The sequence below is a fragment of the Actinomadura barringtoniae genome (assembly GCF_017573505.1).
Classification (GTDB): domain Bacteria; phylum Actinomycetota; class Actinomycetes; order Streptosporangiales; family Streptosporangiaceae; genus Spirillospora; species Spirillospora barringtoniae.
Genome location: NZ_JAGEOJ010000018.1, coordinates 198406 through 219174, shown reverse-complemented (window position 1 = coordinate 219174; position 20769 = coordinate 198406). Strand labels below are relative to the sequence as shown.

The window sequence follows — 20769 nt, the reverse complement described above, 5'->3', positions numbered from 1 at the left end:
CCCTGCCGCCGCCGCGTCCCGGGGTACCTCCCTCCCGGAGGAAGGCCTCATGCGAAGGCTCATCGCGCTCGTCGCCGGCGGAGTCACCGTCGCGGCGGGCCTCGTCGTCCCGGCGGCGAGCGCGTCCGCGTCCCCGGGCGCATCCCCTCAGCGCACTTCCCTCGAGCGCACGTCCCCCCACCCCAGATCGGCCGCCGCCGCGTGCACGCCCGCCCAGGTCGTGCAGAACGGCGGTTTCGAGAGCGGCACGACCCCCTGGACCGCGTCCACCAACGTGATCTTCACGGGCGGCAACCAGACCGCCCACTCCGGCAGCCGGTTCGCCCGGCTCGACGGCACCGGCGGCACGCACACCGACACGCTCACCCAGTCGGTGACGCTGCCCGCCGGCTGTTCGACCGCGTCGCTGTCGTACTGGCTGCACATCGACACGGCCGAGACGACGGGCAGCGTCGCCTACGACAAGCTGACCACCAAGATCGGCAGCACGACGCTGGCGACCTCCTCCAATCTGAACGCCGCCTCCGGCTACGTGAAGAAGACGATCGACGTCTCCCAGTTCGCCGGGCAGACGGTCACCCTCGCCTTCACCGGCACCGAGGACTCGAGCCTGCAGACCAGCTTCGTGCTGGACGACGTGGCGCTCGACGTCTCCGGCGACTCCACGCCGCCCGCCGACTCGACCCGGACCCCGGCGTCCCCCTCCTACACCGTCAACCTGACCAGCGACGCCTCCGGCGTCACCTGGACCGGGCACGAGAGCGCGAGCTTCACCAACGCCTCGCCGACCCCGCTGACCGAGGTCTACCTGCGGCTGTGGGACAACTACCACGGCAGCTGCCCGTCCACTCCGATCACCGTCACCAACGTGACCGGCGGCACGGCGGACCCGCTCTCGGTCAACTGCACGGCGCTCAAGGTCACCCTGCCCGCGCCGATCAACCAGGGCCAGTCCGGAACGGTCGGCTTCGACCTGAAGATCGTCGTGCCGAACGGCGCGGACCGCTTCGGCCACGACGGTGCGTACAACTTCATCGGCAACGCGCTGCCCGTGCTGGCGATCCGTGACGGCTCCGGCTGGCATCTGGACCCGTACACCAACAACGGCGAGTCGTTCTATTCGCTGGCGAGCGACTTCAAGGTGACGCTCGACCACCCGACGTCGCTGTCGGTGCCCGCCACCGGCACGTCCGTGGACACCCCCGGGTCGTCCGGCCGCACGATCACGACGGCCACCGCGACCAAGGTCCGCGACTTCGCCTGGGGCGCGGGGCCGTTCCAGAAGATCTCCGGAACGTCCTCGGGCGGCGTGAACGTCAACGTCTACTGGGTGAGCGGCATCAGCAGCTCGTCGGCCCAGTCGATGCTGAACGTCGCCAAGTCGGCGCTCGACCAGCACTCCAGCCGGTTCGGGAACTACCCGTACGGCGAGGCCGACGTCATCCTGGACAACAACTTCTGGTTCGGCGGCATGGAGTACCCCGGGTTCATCCTGGACCTGGTCAGCTCCACGGCGCTCGCGCACGAACTCGCACACCAGTGGTGGTACGGGATCGTCGGCGACGACGAGTACAACAGCCCGTGGCTGGACGAGGCGTTCGCCGACTACTCGACCGACCTCTACAACGGGATCACCGGCTCCGGCTGCTGGAACAGCGTCTCCTGGCAGTCCTCCGCCGAGAAGATCACCAACTCGATGGCGTACTGGGACGCGCACTCCTCGCGCTACTCCACGGTCGTCTACGGGTACGGCAAGTGCGCGCTGCACGACCTGCGGCGCACGCTCGGCGACTCGGCGATGACCTCGTTGCTGCACGATTACGCGCAGGCTCACTGGTACGGCGTCTCCACCACCGCCGAGTTCAAGGCCGCAGCTCAGGCTAAGACCTCGACGGACCTCACCTCCTTCTGGAGCACCCACCGCATCGAAGGCTGATGCGCTGAAACCGGCCGTCCCCCGCCGGTCAGAGGGCCCCGTCCGCACCGCTCGCGGACGGGGCCCTCGTCCGTCATGACCCACATCCGTGGCCCACATCACCAGTACTTCAACGTTAAGAGACTTGACGTTCGCACACCTCGATGGTTTTATCTCAACATTGAGATTATCAATGTGAGGTGATTGCGATGACCGCCACGGCCCAGAAGACAGCCGCCCAACGATCAGCCGAAGACCACGTCCCACTCCGGAGATGGCTGGGCGTAGCGGCGATCGCCGCCGGAACCTTCTCGGTAGTGACCGCCGAGCAGCTGCCCGTAGGCCTGCTCACCACCATCGGCGGCGACCTCCACGTCTCCGAGGGCACCGCGGGCCTCATGGTCACCGTCCCCGGCCTGGTCGCCTCCGCCACCGCCCCGCTCCTCCCCGTCGCCATCGGCCGCCTGGACCGCAGGATCGTGCTGATCGGCCTGATCAGCCTCATGGTCGGCGCCAACCTCCTGTCGGTCGTGGCGCCGAACTTCGGGATCCTGCTCGCGCTGCGCTTCCTGATCGGCATCAGCATCGGCGGTTTCTGGGCCCTGGCGGCCGGGATCGCCGTCCGCATGGTCCCCGGCCGCTATGTCCCCCGCGCCACCGCGATCGCGTTCGGCGGCGCCACGGCCGCGAACGTCCTCGGTGTCCCGGCCGGGACGCTGATCGGCGGCCTGACGGACTGGCGGATCGCGTTCCTCACGCTGACGGGTCTCGGCCTGGCGTTGATCGCCGCCCTGGTGATGCTGTTGCCGGCGATGCCCGCGTCCGATCCGGTACGGCTGCGTTCGCTGGCCGAGCAGTTGCGCAACCCGGTCGTCCGGGCCGGGGTGCTGGCCACGTTCATGCTGGTCGGCGGCCACATGGCGGCGTTCACGTTCATCAGCCCGATCCTGCAGTCGGTCTCGGGCATCGACGAGGAGCTGGTCGGGCCGCTGCTGCTGGCGTTCGGCGCGGCCGGGATCGCGGGCAACTTCATCACCGGCGCCGTGGCCGGGCGGAACGTCCGCGTCGCGATCATCACCAACAGCCTGCTGCTCACGGGCGTGCTGGCGCTCTTCCCGGTCATCGGCGGCACGGCCGTCACGGGCGTGGCGCTGCTGCTGGTGTGGGGCCTGGCGTTCGGCGGCGTCCCGGTCGCCGTGCAGACCTGGATCCTGCGGGCGGCGCCGGACGCCACCGAGTCCGCGACGGCACTGAACACCTCGATGTTCAACCTGGCGATCGCGCTGGGCGCACTGTTCGGCGGGCTGGTCGTGGACGGCGTCTCCACCAACGGCGTGCTGTGGTTCGGCGCGGTGGTGAGCCTGCTGACGACCGCCGCGGTGATGACCGCGCCTAAGCGGTGAGCCCGGCCGTCTTCTCCAGGAGCCCCTCGCAGCCCGCCAGCAGGCGGGCGCGCAGGGGCTCCGCGCGTTGGGAGAAGTCGCGCTGCAGGGCGGCGTATTCGGCACGTCCCGGCGGGGTCTCGATCTCGATCGGGGTGTAGCCGAGCTCGCTCAGGTCGTACGGGCTGGCCCGCATGTCCACGGCGCGGATGTCGCGGGCCAGGGCGAAGCAGTCGGCGACGAGCTCGCTCCCGACCAGCGGGGAGAGCTTGTAGGCCCACTTGTAGAGGTCCATGTTGGCGTGCAGGCAGCCCGGCTGCTCCAGCTCGGGCTGGCGGTCGCGGGTTGGCTGGAGGACGTTCAGCGGCCGGGCGGCGTCGGTGAAGAAGCGGAACGCGTCGAAGTGGCTGCAGCGGACGCCGCGTTCGTCGACCACTGCGGCCACCTCGGGCGGGGTGAGGCGCAGCGGCCAGGTGGAGTGGCGGACCTCGGGCGTGCGGTAGACCATCGCCCACTCGTGCATGCCGAAGCAGCCGAGGTGCGCGGGGCGGGAGGCGGTCGCCGCCAGGAGGCCGGCGATCCACTCGACGGAGGATCGCCGGCGCTCCATGAGCGATGCGGTGTCCAGCAGGGCGCCTTGTGGGGTGGAGACGTAGTCGCGGCCGCGGTCGGGCGCGTCGGCCAGGGCGATGCCGGCTCCGGGGTGCCATTGGCGCAGGCGGGCTGGACGGAAGCTGTAGTAGGTGAACAGGAAGTCCTCGACCGGGTGAGCCTTGCCGCGGCCCCGGCGGGCCAGGTGGGGGCCCGCCCACGCGTCGACGCGGCGGTGGTGCGCCTCTTCGCGTGCTCTCCAGTCAGCGGCTTCCAGTACCTCCACGGCTGAATGCTATGCGGGCCTACTGGGGCTCGACGAACTGCAGGTCAAGGTTGATCTTGACGACGTCGCCGAGGACGCCGGGGGCGAAGTCGAGACCGAACTCCTTGCGGCGGATCTCGCCGGTCGCCTCGAAACCGGCGTGGCGGCGGCCGTCCACCGCCGAGTCCACCACGCCCCCGAACTCGACGGCGAGGCTCAGCGGGCGGGTCACGTCGCCGATGGTGAGCTCGCCCTCCATCGTCCAGTCCTCGCCGTCGCCGGAGATCCGGGTCGAACGGAACGCCATCGTCGGCCGCTTCTCGACGTCGAGCAGGTCCGAGGAGCACACGTGGGCGTCGCGGTCGGGGTTGCCGGTGTCGATCGAAGCCAGCTGGACGGTCGCGGTGACCGCGATGGAGCCGACGGTCTCGCCGACGGTCAGCTCGGTCTCGAACGTGCCGAAGTGGCCGCGGACCTTGGAGATCCCCAGGTGCCGGATCTGGAAGCCGACGGAGGAGTGGAACGGGTCGTACGCCCAGGTGCCGGAACGAAGCGGAAGGGCGGTCGTCTGCGCGGTGTCAGTGTTGGTCATGCCGTCCAACCTGCCGATCTGCGCGACCCGTAGGGAGACCGGCTTGAGGCTGGCCCTGACAGGGCCACGATCCGCGGAACGGACTCCAGGTACATTTTTGGAGTGGGAAACAGCAACAACGACCTGGGCGCGTACCTGCGGACCAGGCGCGAGTCGGTCGGTCCCGCCGAGGTGGGCCTGCCTGTCGGCGCGCGGCGCCGCACGCCGGGCCTGCGCCGGGCCGAGCTGGCCACGCTCGCCGGGATCAGCGTCGAGTACCTGACCAGGCTGGAGCAGGGCCGTGACCGCCGCCCGTCCCCCGAGGTGCTGTCGGCGCTGGCGGACGCGCTGCTCATGGGCGTCGACGAGCGCATGCACCTGATGCGGCTGTCCAAGGCGGCCGACGGCACGAACACCTCGCTGTGCTGCGCCGGACGGAGCCCGGCCCGGACTGTGCGCCCGACCGTGCGGGCCCTCCTGGAGAGCCTCGAACCGGCCCCGGCCGTGCTGCTCAACCAGCTGAACGACGTGCTGGCCTACACCAGGGGTTACGAGCGCATCACCCGGCCGCTCGGAATGCTGGACGGCGACGAGCCGAACCTGCTGGCCTACGTCTTCACCGACGATCGGGCGCGGATCGCCTATCCCGACTGGGACAGGGTGGCCGACGAGCGGGTCGCCGAGATGCACTTCGACCTGACCCTCTCCGATCCGGAGATGACGCGGATGTCGGACCATCTCACGCTGCTGGCGGGCGCCCCGTTCAAGGAACGGATCGCCGCCCCCATGGGGCCGCTGCACACCACCGGCGTCGAGCGGATCGTGCATCCCGAGGTCGGCGAGCTGCGGCTGGCGTACGAGACGCTCCAGCTGCCCGGCGCCCAGGAGATGCGGCTGATGGTCTACCTGCCCGCCGACGACGCCACCGCCGTCGCGCTCGACCGCCTCGCGGGCCGCCAGCCCGGCGCCCTCCGCGCGGTCATCGGCTGAGGCCCGCCGCAGCCGACGCGCCACCTCCGCCAAGCCGCATAAAATCCCCTTTGAGCTGATCGGGGGGTTCGGTGAGGGCTGGTGGCGGCGTGGCGGGGTTGCATCCCCGGACGGCGCGGACGATCACGGTCGCCGCGCTGGCGACGTTCGTCAGCGTGTACGCCCTGGCGGCGCTGACCGGTCCGGGCCGGGCCGCCGCCGTGGTGCCGCTGACGGTCGCGGTGTTCGTCCTCCAGTTGCGCTTCGTGCTGCCGCGCCTGGAACGCTTCCAGACCCGCCCGGTCATGATCCTCCAGGCCGCGCTCACCTATCTGGCCGTGATCCCGTTCGGCGTCTCGGTCGGCATGCTGTCGCCGCTGGCCGGCGCCCTCCTGCTCAGCTCCGCGCCCTGGGCCGCGGGCGTGGTCGTGGCCACCGCGCCGGTCGTGGAGATCGCGCGCGGCGGCTCGCCCGGCCACGTCCTCGACGTCTCGATCATGTCGCTGGTCGGCGGGCTGGTGATCTACGGCCTGTGCCGCCTCACCGACCGCATCGAGGAGGTGTACGCGGCGCGCCTCACGCTGGCGATGTCGGCGGTCGAGGAGGAGCGGCTGCGGATGGCCGCCAAGCTGAACGAGGGGATCGGGCAGGGCCTCGACGAGATCGCCGCCGCCCGCCGCGACACCCTGGACGAGGTCCTGCCGGTCGCCCGCGAGTCGCTGGCCACCGCCCGTACCGCCGCCGCCGACCTGCGCAGCCTCTCGCTCGCGCCCGAGGTGGCCGCCGCCCGCGGCCTGCTCGCGGCGGCCGACGTCGAGGCGACGGTGCGGATCGGCCACACCGAGCCGCTCGGGCAGGCCGGGGCGCTCCTGGCGACCGTGCTCCGCGAGGCCGTGACCGACGTCGTACGGCAGGGCACCGCGCGCCACTGCTCGATCGAGACGACCGAACGCGACGCCCTCCTCACCCTCACGATCACCAGCGACGGGGTGTCCACCGCTGCCCAGGGTGCCGAGCCGCTGCAACCCCTGGCCGACCGCGTCGAGGAGGCAGGCGGGCGGCTCACCATGGGCCTGGCCCCGAACGGCCTGTTCACGGTAGAGACCCAGGTGACGACGGCCGAGACGCCCGCGCCGCGCGCCAGCAGCGAGCACCGGCTCTCGCTGGCCCTGCTCGCCGCGATCCTGGTCGGCTTCAGCATCAAGGGCCTGCTCCAGCTGTCCCTGGGCGACTACGTCATCGCCGTGCCGTGCCTCGCCGCGATCTGCGTCATCCAGGTCCACTGGGTGCGTACGCGCGCCCGCCACTGGCCGTGGGCGCTCGCCGCGCAGACCGTGCTCAGCTACGCCCCGATCGCGCTCTTCGGCAAGGCGTGGGGCGGCACGCCGGGCTTCCTGGTCGGCTCGATCCTCGTCCTGCTGCCCGCCGCCGTGGCCTGGCCGCTCGCCCTGGCCACCGCCGCGAGCGTCGCCATGATCGCCTGGGCGGTCGGGTCCGACACCGGGCTGATCGTCAACTCGTTCATCAGCCCCCTGGTCACCGGCCTGATCGTGTACGGGCTGATCAGGCTGGCGCAGCTCGCCGACGAGCTGAGCGCCGCGGGCGACGGCCTGGCCCGGGCCGCCGTCGTTCAGGAACGGCTGCGCGCCGCCCGCGACCTGCACGACCTGCTCGGCCACACCCTCGCCGCGATCCTGCTCAAGGGCGAGCTGGCCCGCAGGCTCCAGGCCGTGGACCCCGGCCGTGCGAGCGCCGAACTGGCCGACGTCACCGCGATGGCCGAACGGGCCCGCGCCGACATGGACACCGTGACCGGCGCCGCCCCGCGCCTGGAGCTGGACCCGGAGCTCGCCTCGGCCGTCTCGGTGCTGGAGGCCGCGGGCATCACCGTTCACGTGACCCGTACCGGCGACGCGCCGCCCACCGAGGCCTCACCGGTCCTCAGCACCGTGCTGCGCGAGGCCGTCACCAACATCCTCCGGCACAGCACCGCCGAGAACGTCGAGATCACCGTCGCGGCCGACCGCCTGAGCGTGCAGAACGACGGCACGCCGGCCGACGTCACCCCGCCCGGATCGGGCATCGGCAACCTGTCCACGCGGCTGGCCTCCGAGGGTGGCCGGCTCGACGCACGCCCCCTCGGCGACGGCCGCTTCCGCCTGACGGCGACCCTCGCGCGATAGCGCGACTTGATCCGATTTCTCTTGATTTGACGCAGGTGTCAGCTTAGCGTCAAGGGCGTCCTCTCCAGCTGCGGGCGAAGGGACGCCAGGCATGGTCACGGTGATCGGCGCGGGACTCCCCAGGACGGGCACGACCTCGATGAAGGCGGCGCTGGACAGGCTCGGCTTCGGCCCGTGCCACCACATGTTCGAGATCATCGCTCACCCCGAGCAGGTCGATCGCTGGCTGCCGCTCGCCTACGGGAAGCCGGTCGACTGGGACGCCGTCCTCGCCGGCTACAACGCCACCCACGACTGGCCGTCCGGGTTCTTCTGGCGTGAGCTCGCGGGCGCCTATCCCGAGGCGAAGGTCGTCCTGACCGTTCGCGATCCGGACAGGTGGGCCATCAGCTTCAAGACGCTGATGCGGAACGGCGCGGCCGCCGTGGACCCGGACGGCGTACCCGAGAACGCGGCGCCGATGTTCCGCGGGATGCAGCGGATGCGGCCGCTGCTCGACCGGATGCGGAACGAGACGTTCGACCTCGAAAGCGGGCGCGCCGAGGACATGCCGGACGCGGTCGCGGTGGCGGGCTATCAGCGCCACATCGAGAGGGTGCGGGCGGGCCTGCCACCCGAACGCCTGCTGGTCTTCGACGTCCGCGAGGGCTGGGAACCGCTGTGCGGCTTCCTCGGCGTGGACGTGCCCGACGAGCCGTTCCCGCACCTGAACGACACCGACTTCCTCAAGCAGGCCATGGCCGACATGGCCGCGGGCGGCGACTTCCCCGACCTCTTCACACCCGGCCAGACGAGCACCTAGCGCCGAGCGAGCACCTGATCCAGGTCGATCAGATCCAGCCGGCCTCGCGGGCTATGCGGACGGCGTCGGTGCGGCCTCGGGCGTTGAGCTTGGCGACGATGGCCGTGAGGTTGTTGCGGACCGTTCCGGCCGACAGGTGCAGCTCCTTGGCGATGTCGGTGGCCTCGGCGCCGTCCGCCGCCAGGCGCAGGACGTCCTTCTCGCGCGGGGTGAGCGGGTCGTCGGCCAGATCCCAGGCCGTGACGGCGAGACTCGGGTCGAGGACGCGTTCGCCCGCGGCGACCTTGCGGATCGCGGCGATCAGCTCGTCGGGCGGCGCGGTCTTGAGGACGAAGCCGCCGACCTTGGCGGCGAGCGCGCGGCGCAGGTGGCCGGGCTTGCCGTTCCCGGTGAGCATCAGCGCCCGGCACGCGGGCAGCTTGACGGCGAGCTCGGCCGCCGCGGTCAGGCCGTCGACCTCGGGCATGTCGATGTCCAGCACGGCGATGTCGGGGGTGAAGACCAGCGCCTTGGAGACCACGTCGGCGCCGGTGCCGGTCTCGGCGACGACCTCCAGGTCGTCCTCCAGGCTCAGCAGCGCGACCAGCGCGCTCCTGATCACGTGCTGATCTTCGGCGATGAGGACGCGGATCACGTCACGAGCCTACCCATGACGAGGTCACGGGTGATCGGTGACGGACGCTCTGCCGGACGAAGCCGCAGGTCAGCAGAGTAGAGGACATGAGCGAAGCAGTCGTCTTGGACGCGGTGAGCAAGGTGTACGGCAAGGGCCGGGGCGCGGTCGCGGCCCTGCGCGAGGTGTCGGTGAGCCTGCCGAAGGGCGGGTTCACGGCCGTGATGGGGCCGTCGGGATCGGGCAAGAGCACGTTCCTGCACTGCGCGGCCGGGCTGGACACGCCGAGCTCGGGTTCGGTGCGGCTGGGCGGGACCGAGCTTTCCGGGATGAACGAGACCAAGCTGACCGAGCTCCGGCGGCAGCGGATCGGGTTCGTGTTCCAGGCGTTCAACCTGGTGCCGTCGCTGACCGTGGAGAAGAACGTCACGCTGCCGCTCAAGCTGGCCGGGGTGAAGGCCGACCGGGCATGGACCGCCGAGGTGCTGCGGCGGGTCGGGCTGGGCGACCGGGCGGGGCACCGTCCGGCGGAACTGTCGGGCGGGCAGCAGCAGCGCGTGGCGATCGCGCGGGCGCTGGTGACCAGGCCGGAGGTCGTCTTCGGTGACGAGCCGACCGGCGCGCTGGACACGATGACCGCCAAGGACGTGCTGACGCTGCTGCGCGAGACGGTCGACGAGCTGGGCCAGACCGTGGTGATGGTGACGCACGACCCGGTGGCCGCCTCGTACGCCGACACCGTCCTGTTCCTGGCCGACGGCCGGATCGTCGATTCGATGAGTGCGCCGACGGCCGGGGCCGTCGCCGAGCGCATGACCCGTCTGGGGGCGTACGTCTGATGTTCTCCTTCGCATTGAACACGCTGCGGCACCGGCGGGCCGCGTTCGCGGGCGCGGTCGTCGCGCTCTTCTTCGCCGCCGCGCTGGTCACCGCCTGCGGCGTGCTGATGGACACCGGCCTGCGCGGGAAGGTCGCGCCGGAACGGTACGCGGGGACGCCGGTGATCGTGGCGGGCGACCCGCAGAGCCACTTCCTGAAGCACAAGGGCAACGGCAAGACCAAGAAGAAGGCCAAGCCGAACACCGCGCGAGCGTGGATCCCCGCGTCGCTCGCCGACAGGCTGCGGGCGACTCCGGGCGTGCGGTCGGTGGTGACCGAGGTCGAGTTCCCCGTACTGACTGCGGGCGGGCCGACGTCGGGGCACGGGTGGGAGTCGGCGGCGCTGACCCCGTTCACGCTGAGGGCCGGGCACGCCCCGGCGCGGAACGACGAGATCGTGGTGGACGCCGGGTCGCGGGCCGCCCTGGGATCGCGCATCACGGTCGTGACGCCGAACGGGCCGGGCGTCTACCGAGTGGTCGGCGTGACGAAGCAGAAGCTGGACCACCAGAGCGCGACGTTCTTCGCCGGCGGCGAGGCACGCAGGCTGGCCGGTCACTCGGGCCGGTTGAGCGCGGTCGGTGTGTCGCCCGCGAGCGCCGTGCCCGCCGTACGGGACATGGTGCGCGGCAGCGGCACCGGCGCGGTCGTGGAGACCGGCGTCGGGCGCGGACGGGTGGAGTTCCTGGGCGCCGACAGCGGCCGGATCAAGCTGATCAGCATGGGCGCGGCGCTGGGCGGCACCTCGCTGATCGTCGCGCTGCTGGCGGTCGTCGGCACGTTCGGGCTGGCCATCCAGCAGCGCGAACGCGAACTGGCCCTGCTGCGGGCCGTCGCGGCGACACCGCGGCAGCTGCGCCGGATGATCGGACGCGAGGCGCTGCTGCTGGGCATCGTCGCGGCCGTGCCGGGCGCGGTCGCGGGACTGTTCGGCGGGTCCTGGCTGCACGGCGAGTTCGTCGGCCTGAAGGCGATCCCCGACAACCTGCCGCCGGTGATCGGGCCGTTCGCCCCGATCGTCGCGGTGGTCGTGACCGTGGCCGCCGCGTGGATCGCGGCGCGGGTGTCGGCGCGGCGCGTCTCCCGGCTGCGGCCGGTCGAGGCGCTGGGCGAGGCGGCGCTGAGCCCGGCGCGGGTGCCGTGGCTGCGGCTGTTCGCCGGAGTGGTCGCGCTGGCCGGCGCCGTCGTGATGACGATCCTGCTGCGTTCGATCCACACCGAGCCCGCCGCCGGACCGCTGACCCCGGCCACCGCGCTGCTGTGGGCGACCTCGGTGGCGCTGCTGGGCCCGCTGCTGGCCCGCGTCCTGGTCGGGGCGCTGGCCCTGCCGCTGCGGGCGATGACCCGCACCAGCGACCTGGCCGCCGGCAACCTGGGCACCTCGTCGCGGCGCCTGGCGGCCGTCATCGCACCGCTGACCCTGATGATCGCGCTGGCCGCCACGCTGCTGTTCTCCGAGACCACGATCAAGGGCGCGGCGGCCGAGCAGGTCAAGGCCGGGAACGTCGCCGACTATGTGATGGGCCCGATGGTGCCCGCTCCCGCCGCCGAGGCCGTGCGCCACGTGCGGGGCGTCAAGACCGTCACCGAGGTCCTGCACACCCGGGTGCGGGCCACCTCCACCCCGTACAACGCGCAGGGCGTCACCCCCGCCGGGCTGGCCTCGACCATGGACCTGGATGTGCGCTCCGGTTCGCTGAACGGTTTCGGCGACGGCACGATGGCCGTCCGCGAGGGGCTGGGCATGAAGGTCGGCGACACCAGGTCGTTCGCGATGGCCGACGGAACACCGGTCACGATGAAGGTCATCGCCGTCTACCGCCGCGGGCTGGGCTTCGGCGACCTGACGCTGCCGTACTCGCTGGTCTCCCAGCACGTGGACGCCCCGTTCGGCACCGTCCTGGTCTCCGCGCCGGCCGTTCAGCGGGCCGCCGTCGCCAAGGCCGTCGCGGGCTTCCCCGGGGTCGGCGTGCAGGACACCGTCAGCGCCCCGGCCAAGGACAACAGCACCGCGGTCAACTACCTGTCGCTGGCGCTGATCGTCGGCTTCGCCGGAATCTCGATGGTCAACACGCTGGCGATGGCGGTTGCCGGACGTTCCCGCGAACTGGCGCTGCTGCGGCTGGCCGGCGCGACCCGCCGCCAGGTGCTGCGGGTGCTGCGCTGGGAGACCGCCGTCGTCGCGGTGATCGCCACCGCGCTCGGCTCCGGGATCGCGCTGGCCACCCTGACCGGGTTCAGCGCCGGGATGACCGGCTCGGCGAGCCCCCACATCCCGCCGCTGGGCTACCTGGGAATCGTCGGGTCTGCCGTACTGCTGGCCCTGGCCGCCACCGCCCTCCCCGCCCGGGCGTCCCTGCGGAACGCACCGGCCGAGGTACTCGCCGCCCGCGAGTAGCCGCGCCCGCTGAACGGCCAAGGCCCTGGACTCCTCCGCGAGTCCAGGGCCTTCGCCTATGGGGTCACTCTGCGGGCGGGGCGGCGGTGTAGGCGGCGATCGTGCGGTCCGCCCTGGCCTTGGCGTCGCCGGGGTCGGTGCCGGAGGCGACGTCCGCCTCGCGCCAGCGTTCGTTGCTGTCGGTCATGAACGCCTTGCCCTCATCGGAGCCCGCCCAGGCCGCGCCCTCCTCGGAGGTGAGTTCCTGGCCGCCGGTGAGGTGAACGTAGAGGCCGATGAGGCCCATGTCCCAGCCGATGCCGACCGCGCCGGGGCCGAACTCGGTCCAGCGCTCGTCGTCGACGTGGGCGATGTGCTCGAGCTGGAACACCGTGCGGCCGTCCTCGGCCGGGCTGAGTGAGACCTCGATCCAGCTGGTGTCGCCGCCGAACTCCCAGGTCGCGAAGAAGCTCTTGGGCGGGTCGCAGCGTTCGATCGTGCCGCTCGCGTTGCCCTCGATGGCGTAGCGGCCGCCGAGACGCAGCTCGCCGGAGACCGGCAGGAACCAGCGCGAGATGCGCTCCGGGCTGGTGATCGCGTCCCAGACGTCATCGAGCTCGGCGTCGTAGGTCTGGCTGATGGTGATCGTGCGCGCCTCGCCGGCCTCCATCATGCGCGCGCCGACCCGGCGGCGGACGGCGTTGATCTGCTCCGTGACATCGATCATGAGTCGCTCCTGCCCTGGTGCTCGTCTGAGTTCTTGAGGCGGCGTTCGCGCTTGCCCCGGGCCAGCTCGGTGCCCAGGGCGTCCAGGTGCGGGGTCCAGAAGCGCCGGAACCGGCCAAGCCACTCGTCCACGTCCCGCAGCGGCTCGTGGTCGACTGAGTAGAGGCGCCGGGTGCCGTCCGGGCGAACGGTCGCGAAACCGTGCTCGCGCAGCACCTTGAGGTGCTGCGAGACGGCGGGCTGTGAGATCCCGAACTCCTCGCGGATCACCGCGCAGACCTCGCCCGAGGTCTGCTCGCCGTCCGCGAGCAGCTCCAGGATCCGGCGCCGTACCGGATCCCCCAGAACATCGAACGCGTGCACGCCGCGAGATTATCGACCGCCACTTATATAAGTCAAGGCTGAAATAAGTGGGGTGGGCAGGCCTCAGCGGATCTCGACGGCCATGACGCAGATGTCGTCGGCGGAGCTCTCGGCGTCCAGGGCGCGCATGACCCGTTCGGCGGTGAGCTCCGGATCGGCGCCGGACCGGGCGCCGTCGCGCAGGGCGTCGAGCATGGTCTCGGTGAGCTCCTCGCGGTCACGGTCCGCGCGGTCCAGGAGGCCGTCGGTGTAGAAGAGCACCACGTCGCCGGGCTTCAGCATGGTCACGGTCATCGGGAACCCGGCCTCCTCCATGACCCCGAGCAGCGGCCCGTGCGGCAGGCCGTCCATGAGGGTCGCGGCGCCGTCGCGCAGCAGGACGGGCGCGGGGTGGCCGGCGCTGGTCCAGCGCAGCTCAAGGCTCTCGGGGTCGAAGTGGCCGAGCGCCGCCGACCCGGTCACCGGCTCCTCCAGCTCCGCGAGCTTGGGCGACATGTCGCAGACCAGCTCGTTCAGCCAGCGGGCGAGCGTGGACGCGTCGGCGCCGGTGTAGGCGAGCCCGGCGAGGCCCGCGCGCATCTGGGTCATCGCGGCGGTGGCCTCCAGGCCGTGCCCGACCGCGTCGCCGATCGCGAGCAGCACGCGGCCGTCGGGCAGTTCGCGTGCCTTCCACCAGTCGCCGCCCACCCGGCCCGGCTCCCCGGCCAGGTAGCGGACGGCCACGCGCAGCCCGGCGGGCTCGGTGACCCCCTCGCGGAGCGGGAGCAGGGCGCGGCGGAGGCGGCGCGCGACGCGGCGTTCACGGGCCACGTCCTCGCGCGTCTCGGCGAGCGCCTCGGACACCCTGCGCTGCTCGGTGATGTCGACGGCGAGCGTCTGGATGGCGCGCGGCCGCCCGGACTGGTCGAGGACGGGCTCATGGAGAACGCGCAGGTGGCGCGGGCCGCCGCGATGGCGGATCCGGTACTCGCCGTCCACCGGCGTGCGGCGTTCGAACAGCGTCCGGAGGCGTTCCACGACCGCGGCGCGATCCTCGGGCTCGACCACCTCGGGAAGCTGGTCGACCCGGAGCGGGCCTTCCTCGGGGGTGCGGTCGTAGATCTCGTAGAGGCGGGGCGTCCAGGAGATCTCGCCGGTGGCCAGATCCCACTCGCCCCAGCCGACCCCGGCGAGCCGTTCGGCGAGCCGCCAGCGGTCGGCGAGGCGTTCGGCCTCGCTGACGATTGGATCCTGCATCGGAGTTTCCGTGTCCACTCGGTGTCGGTCCGTTACCACATGCCGCTGCCGACCCTACGTACGAAACGTACAGATATGGACAAATAGCACTTCAAGTCTTGGGCAGCGCACGGCAAGGATCTCGGAGCGTTTGGGCTGGTCAGGGGGCTGGGAAAGGAGCGGTAGTGATCTCCGAGCGGGTGGCGGCCTGGCAGGCCAGGGCCGAACGGCTCCAGGAGCGCGCCCTGGAGCGCCCCCGGCTCCGCTGCGCCTACGACACCTACCAGCGCTACTACGCCGTCGGGATGCACCACGTCGCCGGTTCGGTGACCTATTTCGGGATCCTGACCCTGCTGCCGGTGCTCGCCCTGCTCCTGCTGCTCGCGTCGAACATCGTGGTCGACCATCCGGGGCTGCGGACCGAGAGCAATCAAGCCGTCGCGCAGGCACTCGGCCTGGACGTCGATCTCGGCGGGAAGTTCTTCTCGGCCCAGGCCCGCGCCTCGATCCAGGCGATCCTCGCGGTCCTGGGCGTGACCGGTTTCGTCTACGCGGGGCGGTACTGGGTCGACGCCTACCGGCGGGCGCTGCGAACGATATGGAACGACCCGGTGCCGCTCACGCTGTCCAACTTCGTCTGGCGGTACATGCGGGACATGCTGGTCTTCACGCTGGTCGCTCTCTCGGTGATCGTGCTCCTCGCGCTGGCCATCCTGGCGACGAACGCCCCGTACCGGCTGATGGCGGCCGACGGGCACGGCCTGAGCACCTGGGCGGTCGTGACGGCGCGGATCGCCGCCGGGATCGCGACGGCCGCCTGGGCCGCGTTCATCTCCGCCGCGCTCTACCACCGGCTCGGCCGGGCGCCGCGTACAGCCGCCGTACGGCACGCCTCGATCATGGCGGGCGTGGCCCTGGCCGGTCTGGTGCTCGTCGGCCTCTACCTGCTGAAGTACGCCTTCACCAACACGGTCTACGGGATCGTCGTGGCGATGATCGGCCTGATGCTGTGGGTGAGCGGAACGGTGCGGATGACGCTGTCGCTCGGGGTGTGGGCGGCGATGACCGACGGCACGGGCACCGGTTCCGGCACCGCCGCCCCTGAACCACCTGACGTCGTTACGACGACACGTTCTTGAGGAACGACACCGCGTTGACCGCCCCGGCCACCGCCACGTCGATCTTGCCGTCCCGGTTGAAGTCGGCGGCGACGGGCGTCTGCGGCGCGAGCGTCACGTCCGCCTCGCCGGTCTTGGCGACCGTGCCGTCCCCGTTGCCGGTGAAGACGACCATCTTGGAACTGACGACGGCCGACATGGCGGCGTCGAGCCTGCCGTCGGCGTTGAAGTCGGCGACCGCGATGCTCGTCGGGCCGAGGCCGGAGGCCAGGACGCGGTAGGTCTTGCTGAAGCCGCCCTTGCCGTCCGAGGTCAGCAGGGTGGTGCTGAACGAGAACGAGTCCGCGGTGATGACGTCGTCGATGCCGTCCCCGTTGAAGTCGCCGGCCCGGATGTCCTCGGTGATCAGCCCGGACGTGCTGCCGCCGCGCCGCGTGAAGCTTCCGTCGCCGTCGCCGGTGAACACCTGGACCTGCTGCGCGACGTCGTTGTTGACGGCCAGGTCCACGTTGCCGTCGGCGTTGAAGCGCCCGGTCGTGAACGCCGCCGCAGCACCCGGGATCGTGCTCGACGGGCCGGACCGCAGCGTGCCGTCGCCCTCGCCGAACCAGGTCTGCACCCCGTTCGGGATCATGCTGAGCAGGTCGCGCCTGCCGTCCCCGTTCACGTCCAGGATCGCCACCTGCTGCTGCGCGCCCTCGACGGTCGGGTAGGTCGCGCCCTTGCGGAACGTTCCGTCGCCCTTGTTGATGAGCGTCGTCACGGTGACCCACGACTGCGCGGCGAGGTCCGGCTTGCCGTCCCCGTTCAGGTCCCCTGCGGCGACCGCGCCGTTGCCGACGCCGATGTCGGCCGTACGGGTGCCCTTGTTGAACGTGCCGTCTCCGCGTCCGGTCATCACGACGGGCCCGCTCCCCTGGAAGTCGGCCGCGGCCACATCCGGGATGCCGTCCCCGTTGAAATCGGCCGTGACCGTACCGACGGGCGAGGGACCCGGCCCCCACGAGGGGAAATTGCCTCCCGTGGGCGAGGTCACCTTGGGCGCGAACGCGATCGCTCCCGCGAAGGCAGTGCCCTGGGCGGCGGCCAGTATCGCGGCGACGACGGTGAGTGAGCATGCAGAGGTACGCAGGGATGGGGTGCGCAAGGGGGTCCTCCAGCTGGGGTGGGATGGTGCGCACATCATCGCGTCGCCCCTGGTCCCGGTCTGTGCGCAAACAAGGCAACCTTTCCCGCGCCCGTTTGTGCACAGCGACCAAGCGTCAACAGGAGGCGCCCCAGCGTGCTCGGGCCGGTACGCGTGCACCCAGCGTCAGCCGCGCGGGGCGTACATGATGACGGCCACCCCGGCCAGGCAGACGAGCGCGCCGATCACGTCGTAGCGGTCCGGGCGGAAGCCGTCGGCGATCATCCCCCAGGCCAGCGACCCGGCCACGAAGACACCGCCGTACGCCGCGAGGATGCGCCCGAAGTTCGGGTCGGGCTGGAAGGTGGCGACGAAGCCGTACAGGCCGAGCGCCACGATGCCCGCGCCGACCCACACCAGGCCGCGGTGCTCCCGTACGCCCTGCCACACCAGCCAGGCGCCGCCGATCTCCGCGACCGCGGCCAGCACGAACAGACCCATCGAGCGCAGCACGTCCATGCAGGTCAGCCTAGAGGCAGCGGGCATTCGGGCACGGTCGCGCACACCTCGAGGTCGTCGCAGCCGGCGTCGACGACCGCGCGCAGCATGTCCGCGACCGCCGTGAGCTCGACGATCCGCGTCTCGATCTCGCCGAGCTTGTCGCGGGCGCGGTCGCGCAGCCCAGCGCGGGCGAGCAGCACGGCGATCTCGTCCAGCGTGAACCCGAGCCGCTGGGCCGCCTTCACACCGCGCAGCATCGTCACGGTCTCGGGCGGGTAGAGCCGATGCCCGCCGAGTGTGCGCTCGGGCTCGTTCAGCAGCCCTCGCCGCTCGTAGTAGCGCAGCGTCTGCGGGTTGACGCCGACCGCCTCGGCCAGCTGCCCGCTTCGCAATCCGCTCACAGTGCCCCTGCCATCGCGTCCAATATCGCCTCCCGCCCCTGCGGTACAGCGATGTCGAGGCTCAGTCCCTTCCCGGCGGTGAGCGTGAACTCGAAGAACGAGCAGCACTCGATCTCCCGTACCGCCAGCTCCGCGACGCGACCGGCGACCTCCGGCGACGTGACCAGGGTCAGCCGCAGCCGTTCCGGCGCGAGGCGTTCGATCGTCCGCGTCAGCTCGCCGAAGACCTCGCGGAACTGCGCCGTGCGCAGCGGGCGGTCGGCCGTCGGGAGCGTGCATTCATCAGCGATCCAGTCCATGGCCTCGACGGTAAGCCCGTACCGGGGTACCGATTGCAACCCCTCGGATGTCGAGATCGAGGTCGGCAGCGCCCGCCAGCGTCGCGAGATCGCCCTGCGCGACCTGATCCGCCCGCATCTGCCCATCGCCGTTCCCGGGAGTGTCGCCACCGGCGAGTGGTCGCCCGGCCTCACCTACACGCTCGACACCCGGCTCCCGGGCCGTTCCGCCGAGCTCCGGGCGATCTCGGCGGCAGGCGAACGCGACCTGACGGCCCTGCTGGAAGCCCTGCGTTCTGTTCCTCTCGACGCCGCCCGCGCGTTGGATCTGGACGAGCCGCCGCCGCGCAATCTCGAAGCGCTGGGCGCCCTCACGCTGGGCGCCGCCGCGCTACTGGGCGGGGACGCGCCCCTCGACCCGGACGCCGGTCCACAGGGCACGCCCGACCGTCCTCCCGTCCTGCTGCACAACGACCTGAAGGGCGAACACCTGCTCGTCGATGAGGCGGGCCGGGTGTCCGGGGTCCTCGACTGGACGGACGCGGCGGTGGGCGACCCGGCCGAGGACGTCGCCGGACTGGCCATCTCGGTGGGCGCGGAAGCGGCGGCACGGGTGGCCGCGGCGTACGGGCCCGAGGTAGTCGCGCGCGGGCTGTTCCTGGCACGGTGCGACACGCTGATCAGGCTGTCGGAACGCCTGCTGGGCGAAGACGACAGCCCGCTGGAGCTCCTCCACGTTCAGCGGGAACGGGCCTGGGAGACGCCGCCTTAGCCGGACCGGCCTACCGTACGGCGGTGCGGAAGCGGGCGCGGTAGGCGCTGGGCGGGACGCCGATCTCGCGCAGGAACGTGCGGCGCATCGTCTCGGTGGTGCCGAAGCCGCTCAGCCGCGCGACGGTGTCCACGCCGGCGTCGCCGGTCTCCAGGTGGAGGCGGGCGGCCTCGACGCGGGCACGTTCGACATAACGGCCTGGGCTGCAGCCGACCTCCTTGGTGAAGAAGCGGCTGAAGTGGCGGGTGCTCATCGACAGCCTGTCGGCCATCGCGCCGACCGACAGGTCACCGGCGGGATCGGCCGCGATCTGGTCGAGAAGGCGGCGGAGCGCGCCGTCCTGCACGGGCGGTGTCCGGTTGTGGACGCTGAACTGCGACTGGCCGCCCGGCCTCTGCAGGAAGACGACCAGCCATTTGGCGATCTCCCGTGCGGCCTCGGCTCCCTCGTCCTCTTCGAGGAGGGCGAGCGCGAGGTCCATCCCGGCCGTGACTCCGGCCGCGGTGACGACCGTTCCATCGCGTACGAAGATCGCGTCCGGGACGACGGTGACGGACGGGTGGGCGTCGGCGAGCGCGTCGCAGAACGCCCAGTGCGTGGTGGCGCGGCGGCCGTCCAGGAGCCCGGCGGCGGCCAGGATGAACGCGCCCGTGCAGACCGAGGTGACACGGCGGGAACCGGCGGCCAGGCGGCGTACGCCCCTCACCATGTCGGGTCCGCGGGCCGCCTCGGGGTAGCCCCAGCCGCCCGCGACCACGAGCGTGTCGGGCGGATGGGCCTCCAGGTCGGCGTGGACGCCGAGCCGCACGCCCGACGACGAGACCACGTCGCGCCCACCCACCGAGGCCAGCCGCACGCGGTACCCACCGCCGCGCCCGCCGTGCCGGAGCGTCGCGGCGTCGAACACCTCCAGCGGACCGACGACGTCGAGCAGCTGGATTCCGTCGTAGACCACCACGAGCACGTCACGCATGGCTTGTCCTGATACGTGGGAAGTGTGTCATTGAGGCCATCCGGGTGAGCGTTTCATGCTGGTCCACACCGCCTCAAGAGAGGGAGTCCCTCATGGACGCCGCCTTCGTGCTGTACGAGCAGATGACCGCACTCGACCTGGTCGGTCCGTACGAGATGCTCGCAGCAAATCCCGAGATCACGCCGCATTTCATTGCAGAACGGCACGGACCAGTACGTGCCGACGCGGGCCTGCAGTTCAACGCGACCGCGACGTTCGCCGAACTCCCCCGGCCGGATCTGATCGTCGTACCCGGAAGCAGCCGCTGGCGTTCGGTGCTGGAGAGCAGCGACGCGCTGGTCGCGTGGCTCGCGGCGGCGCACCCGACGGCGACCTGGACCACCTCGGTCTGCACCGGCGCCACCCTCCTGGCCAAGGCCGGGATCCTGAAGGACCGCCCCGCGACCACGCACTGGCTCGCGCGCGACGTTCTGGCCGAGCTGGGAGCCTCCGTGAGCAGCAAGCGCGTCATCGTCGACGGCGACGTGGTCACCGCCGCGGGCGTCTCCGCCGGCCTCGACATGGGCCTGACCCTCGTCGCGGAGCTCTTCGACGACGACCGCGCCAAGCTCATCCAGCTCGTCACCGAGTACGACCCGCAGCCTCCGTTCGACACCGGCTCGGTCGAGAAGGCCCCGGCCGCGCTGGTCGACTTCGCCCGCCAGTACGACGAGTCCCTCTGAAGGCGAGTCCGCTGAAGGAGAGCGTCA

General features: G+C 71.5%; 21 protein-coding genes. 10 read left to right on the top strand and 11 right to left on the bottom strand.

Annotation, left to right across the window (positions count from 1 at the left end; genetic code table 11):
• The first annotated feature begins 49 nt into the window (after nt 1-49).
• Together J4573_RS38600 and J4573_RS38595 are read left to right on the top strand one after the other, a co-directional pair.
• A complete protein-coding gene (locus J4573_RS38600; protein WP_208261066.1) occupies nt 50-1936 on the top strand; it encodes a M1 family aminopeptidase in 1887 nt (628 codons plus the stop codon).
• 188 nt (nt 1937-2124) lie between these two features.
• Nucleotides 2125-3318: an MFS transporter gene (locus J4573_RS38595; RefSeq protein WP_208261065.1), complete on the top strand. Its 1194-nt coding sequence runs from the start codon at nt 2125-2127 to the stop codon at nt 3316-3318.
• Here J4573_RS38595 and J4573_RS38590 read toward each other — a convergent pair.
• Both J4573_RS38590 and J4573_RS38585 read right to left on the bottom strand, forming a co-directional pair.
• Nucleotides 3308-4174 carry a 3-methyladenine DNA glycosylase gene (locus tag J4573_RS38590; RefSeq protein WP_208261064.1) on the bottom strand — a complete coding sequence of 289 codons (867 nt, stop codon included), beginning with the start codon at nt 4172-4174 and terminating at the stop codon, nt 3308-3310. The genes J4573_RS38595 and J4573_RS38590 overlap by 11 nt on opposite strands.
• 19 nt (nt 4175-4193) lie before the next feature.
• A complete protein-coding gene (locus tag J4573_RS38585) occupies nt 4194-4745 on the bottom strand; it encodes a YceI family protein (protein ID WP_208261063.1) in 552 nt (183 codons plus the stop codon).
• Nucleotides 4746-4847: 102 nt separating this feature from the next.
• Here J4573_RS38585 and J4573_RS38580 point away from each other — a divergent pair, with 102 nt between their 5' ends.
• The 3 genes from J4573_RS38580 to J4573_RS38570 all read left to right on the top strand — a co-directional run bounded on the left by J4573_RS38580 (nt 4848) and on the right by J4573_RS38570 (nt 8678).
• On the top strand, nt 4848-5714 hold the full coding sequence (locus tag J4573_RS38580; protein WP_307797246.1) for a helix-turn-helix domain-containing protein: 867 nt from the start codon (nt 4848-4850) through the stop codon (nt 5712-5714).
• An 89-nt stretch (nt 5715-5803) separates the two neighbouring features.
• The gene (locus tag J4573_RS38575; protein WP_208261062.1) at nt 5804-7876 is read left to right on the top strand and encodes a sensor histidine kinase; all 2073 of its coding nucleotides are present in this window, start codon (nt 5804-5806) and stop codon (nt 7874-7876) included.
• Nucleotides 7877-7967: 91 nt separating this feature from the next.
• A complete protein-coding gene (locus J4573_RS38570) occupies nt 7968-8678 on the top strand; it encodes a sulfotransferase family protein (protein ID WP_208261061.1) in 711 nt (236 codons plus the stop codon).
• 28 nt (nt 8679-8706) lie between these two features.
• Here J4573_RS38570 and J4573_RS38565 read toward each other — a convergent pair whose 3' ends face one another.
• Nucleotides 8707-9312, bottom strand: a complete 606-nt coding sequence (locus J4573_RS38565; protein ID WP_208261060.1) for a response regulator transcription factor — start codon at nt 9310-9312, stop codon at nt 8707-8709.
• Nucleotides 9313-9398: 86 nt separating this feature from the next.
• Here J4573_RS38565 and J4573_RS38560 point away from each other — a divergent pair, with 86 nt between their 5' ends.
• Nucleotides 9399-10130 carry an ABC transporter ATP-binding protein gene (locus tag J4573_RS38560; protein ID WP_208261059.1) on the top strand — a complete coding sequence of 244 codons (732 nt, stop codon included), beginning with the start codon at nt 9399-9401 and terminating at the stop codon, nt 10128-10130.
• Complete coding sequence (locus J4573_RS38555) at nt 10130-12568, top strand: ABC transporter permease (protein WP_208261058.1); 2439 nt, start codon at nt 10130-10132, stop codon at nt 12566-12568. Before J4573_RS38560 ends, J4573_RS38555 begins: the two co-directional genes overlap by 1 nt.
• Before the next feature lie 64 nt (nt 12569-12632).
• Here J4573_RS38555 and J4573_RS38550 read toward each other — a convergent pair whose 3' ends face one another.
• The 3 genes from J4573_RS38550 to J4573_RS38540 all read right to left on the bottom strand — a co-directional run bounded on the left by J4573_RS38550 (nt 12633) and on the right by J4573_RS38540 (nt 14872).
• The gene (locus J4573_RS38550) at nt 12633-13274 is read right to left on the bottom strand and encodes an SRPBCC family protein (protein ID WP_208261057.1); all 642 of its coding nucleotides are present in this window, start codon (nt 13272-13274) and stop codon (nt 12633-12635) included.
• Entirely contained in the window at nt 13271-13636 is a 366-nt protein-coding gene (locus J4573_RS38545; protein WP_208261056.1) for an ArsR/SmtB family transcription factor, read from the bottom strand. The genes J4573_RS38550 and J4573_RS38545 overlap by 4 nt, the downstream gene beginning before the upstream one ends.
• Nucleotides 13637-13699: 63 nt before the next feature.
• Nucleotides 13700-14872: a PP2C family protein-serine/threonine phosphatase gene (locus tag J4573_RS38540; protein WP_208261055.1), complete on the bottom strand. Its 1173-nt coding sequence runs from the start codon at nt 14870-14872 to the stop codon at nt 13700-13702.
• Nucleotides 14873-15036: 164 nt separating this feature from the next.
• On the opposite strand from J4573_RS38540, the gene J4573_RS38535 reads away from it, so the two are divergent.
• On the top strand, nt 15037-15990 hold the full coding sequence (locus J4573_RS38535; RefSeq protein WP_208261054.1) for a YhjD/YihY/BrkB family envelope integrity protein: 954 nt from the start codon (nt 15037-15039) through the stop codon (nt 15988-15990).
• Here the strand turns inward: J4573_RS38535 and J4573_RS38530 are convergent.
• The 4 genes from J4573_RS38530 to J4573_RS38515 form a co-directional block, all read right to left on the bottom strand.
• Complete coding sequence (locus J4573_RS38530) at nt 15971-17116, bottom strand: FG-GAP repeat domain-containing protein (RefSeq protein WP_208261053.1); 1146 nt, start codon at nt 17114-17116, stop codon at nt 15971-15973. The two genes, J4573_RS38535 and J4573_RS38530, sit on opposite strands and share 20 nt — an antisense overlap.
• Nucleotides 17117-17281: 165 nt before the next feature.
• Nucleotides 17282-17614 (bottom strand): YnfA family protein, encoded by a 333-nt coding sequence (locus J4573_RS38525; RefSeq protein ID WP_208261052.1) that lies wholly within the window; start codon nt 17612-17614, stop codon nt 17282-17284.
• Between the two features lie 5 nt (nt 17615-17619).
• Complete coding sequence (locus J4573_RS38520) at nt 17620-17997, bottom strand: MerR family transcriptional regulator (protein WP_307797245.1); 378 nt, start codon at nt 17995-17997, stop codon at nt 17620-17622.
• Complete coding sequence (locus J4573_RS38515) at nt 17994-18296, bottom strand: hypothetical protein (RefSeq protein WP_208261051.1); 303 nt, start codon at nt 18294-18296, stop codon at nt 17994-17996. The genes J4573_RS38520 and J4573_RS38515 overlap by 4 nt, the downstream gene beginning before the upstream one ends.
• Here J4573_RS38515 and J4573_RS38510 point away from each other — a divergent pair.
• The gene (locus tag J4573_RS38510; protein WP_208261050.1) at nt 18295-19047 is read left to right on the top strand and encodes an aminoglycoside phosphotransferase family protein; all 753 of its coding nucleotides are present in this window, start codon (nt 18295-18297) and stop codon (nt 19045-19047) included. The two genes, J4573_RS38515 and J4573_RS38510, sit on opposite strands and share 2 nt — an antisense overlap.
• A gap of 10 nt (nt 19048-19057) precedes the next feature.
• On the opposite strand, the gene J4573_RS38505 is transcribed toward J4573_RS38510, so the two are convergent.
• Nucleotides 19058-20020: a GlxA family transcriptional regulator gene (locus tag J4573_RS38505; RefSeq protein ID WP_208261049.1), complete on the bottom strand. Its 963-nt coding sequence runs from the start codon at nt 20018-20020 to the stop codon at nt 19058-19060.
• Between the two features lie 92 nt (nt 20021-20112).
• Here J4573_RS38505 and J4573_RS38500 point away from each other — a divergent pair, with 92 nt between their 5' ends.
• On the top strand, nt 20113-20742 hold the full coding sequence (locus J4573_RS38500; protein ID WP_208261048.1) for a DJ-1/PfpI family protein: 630 nt from the start codon (nt 20113-20115) through the stop codon (nt 20740-20742).
• Nucleotides 20743-20769: the final 27 nt, after the last annotated feature.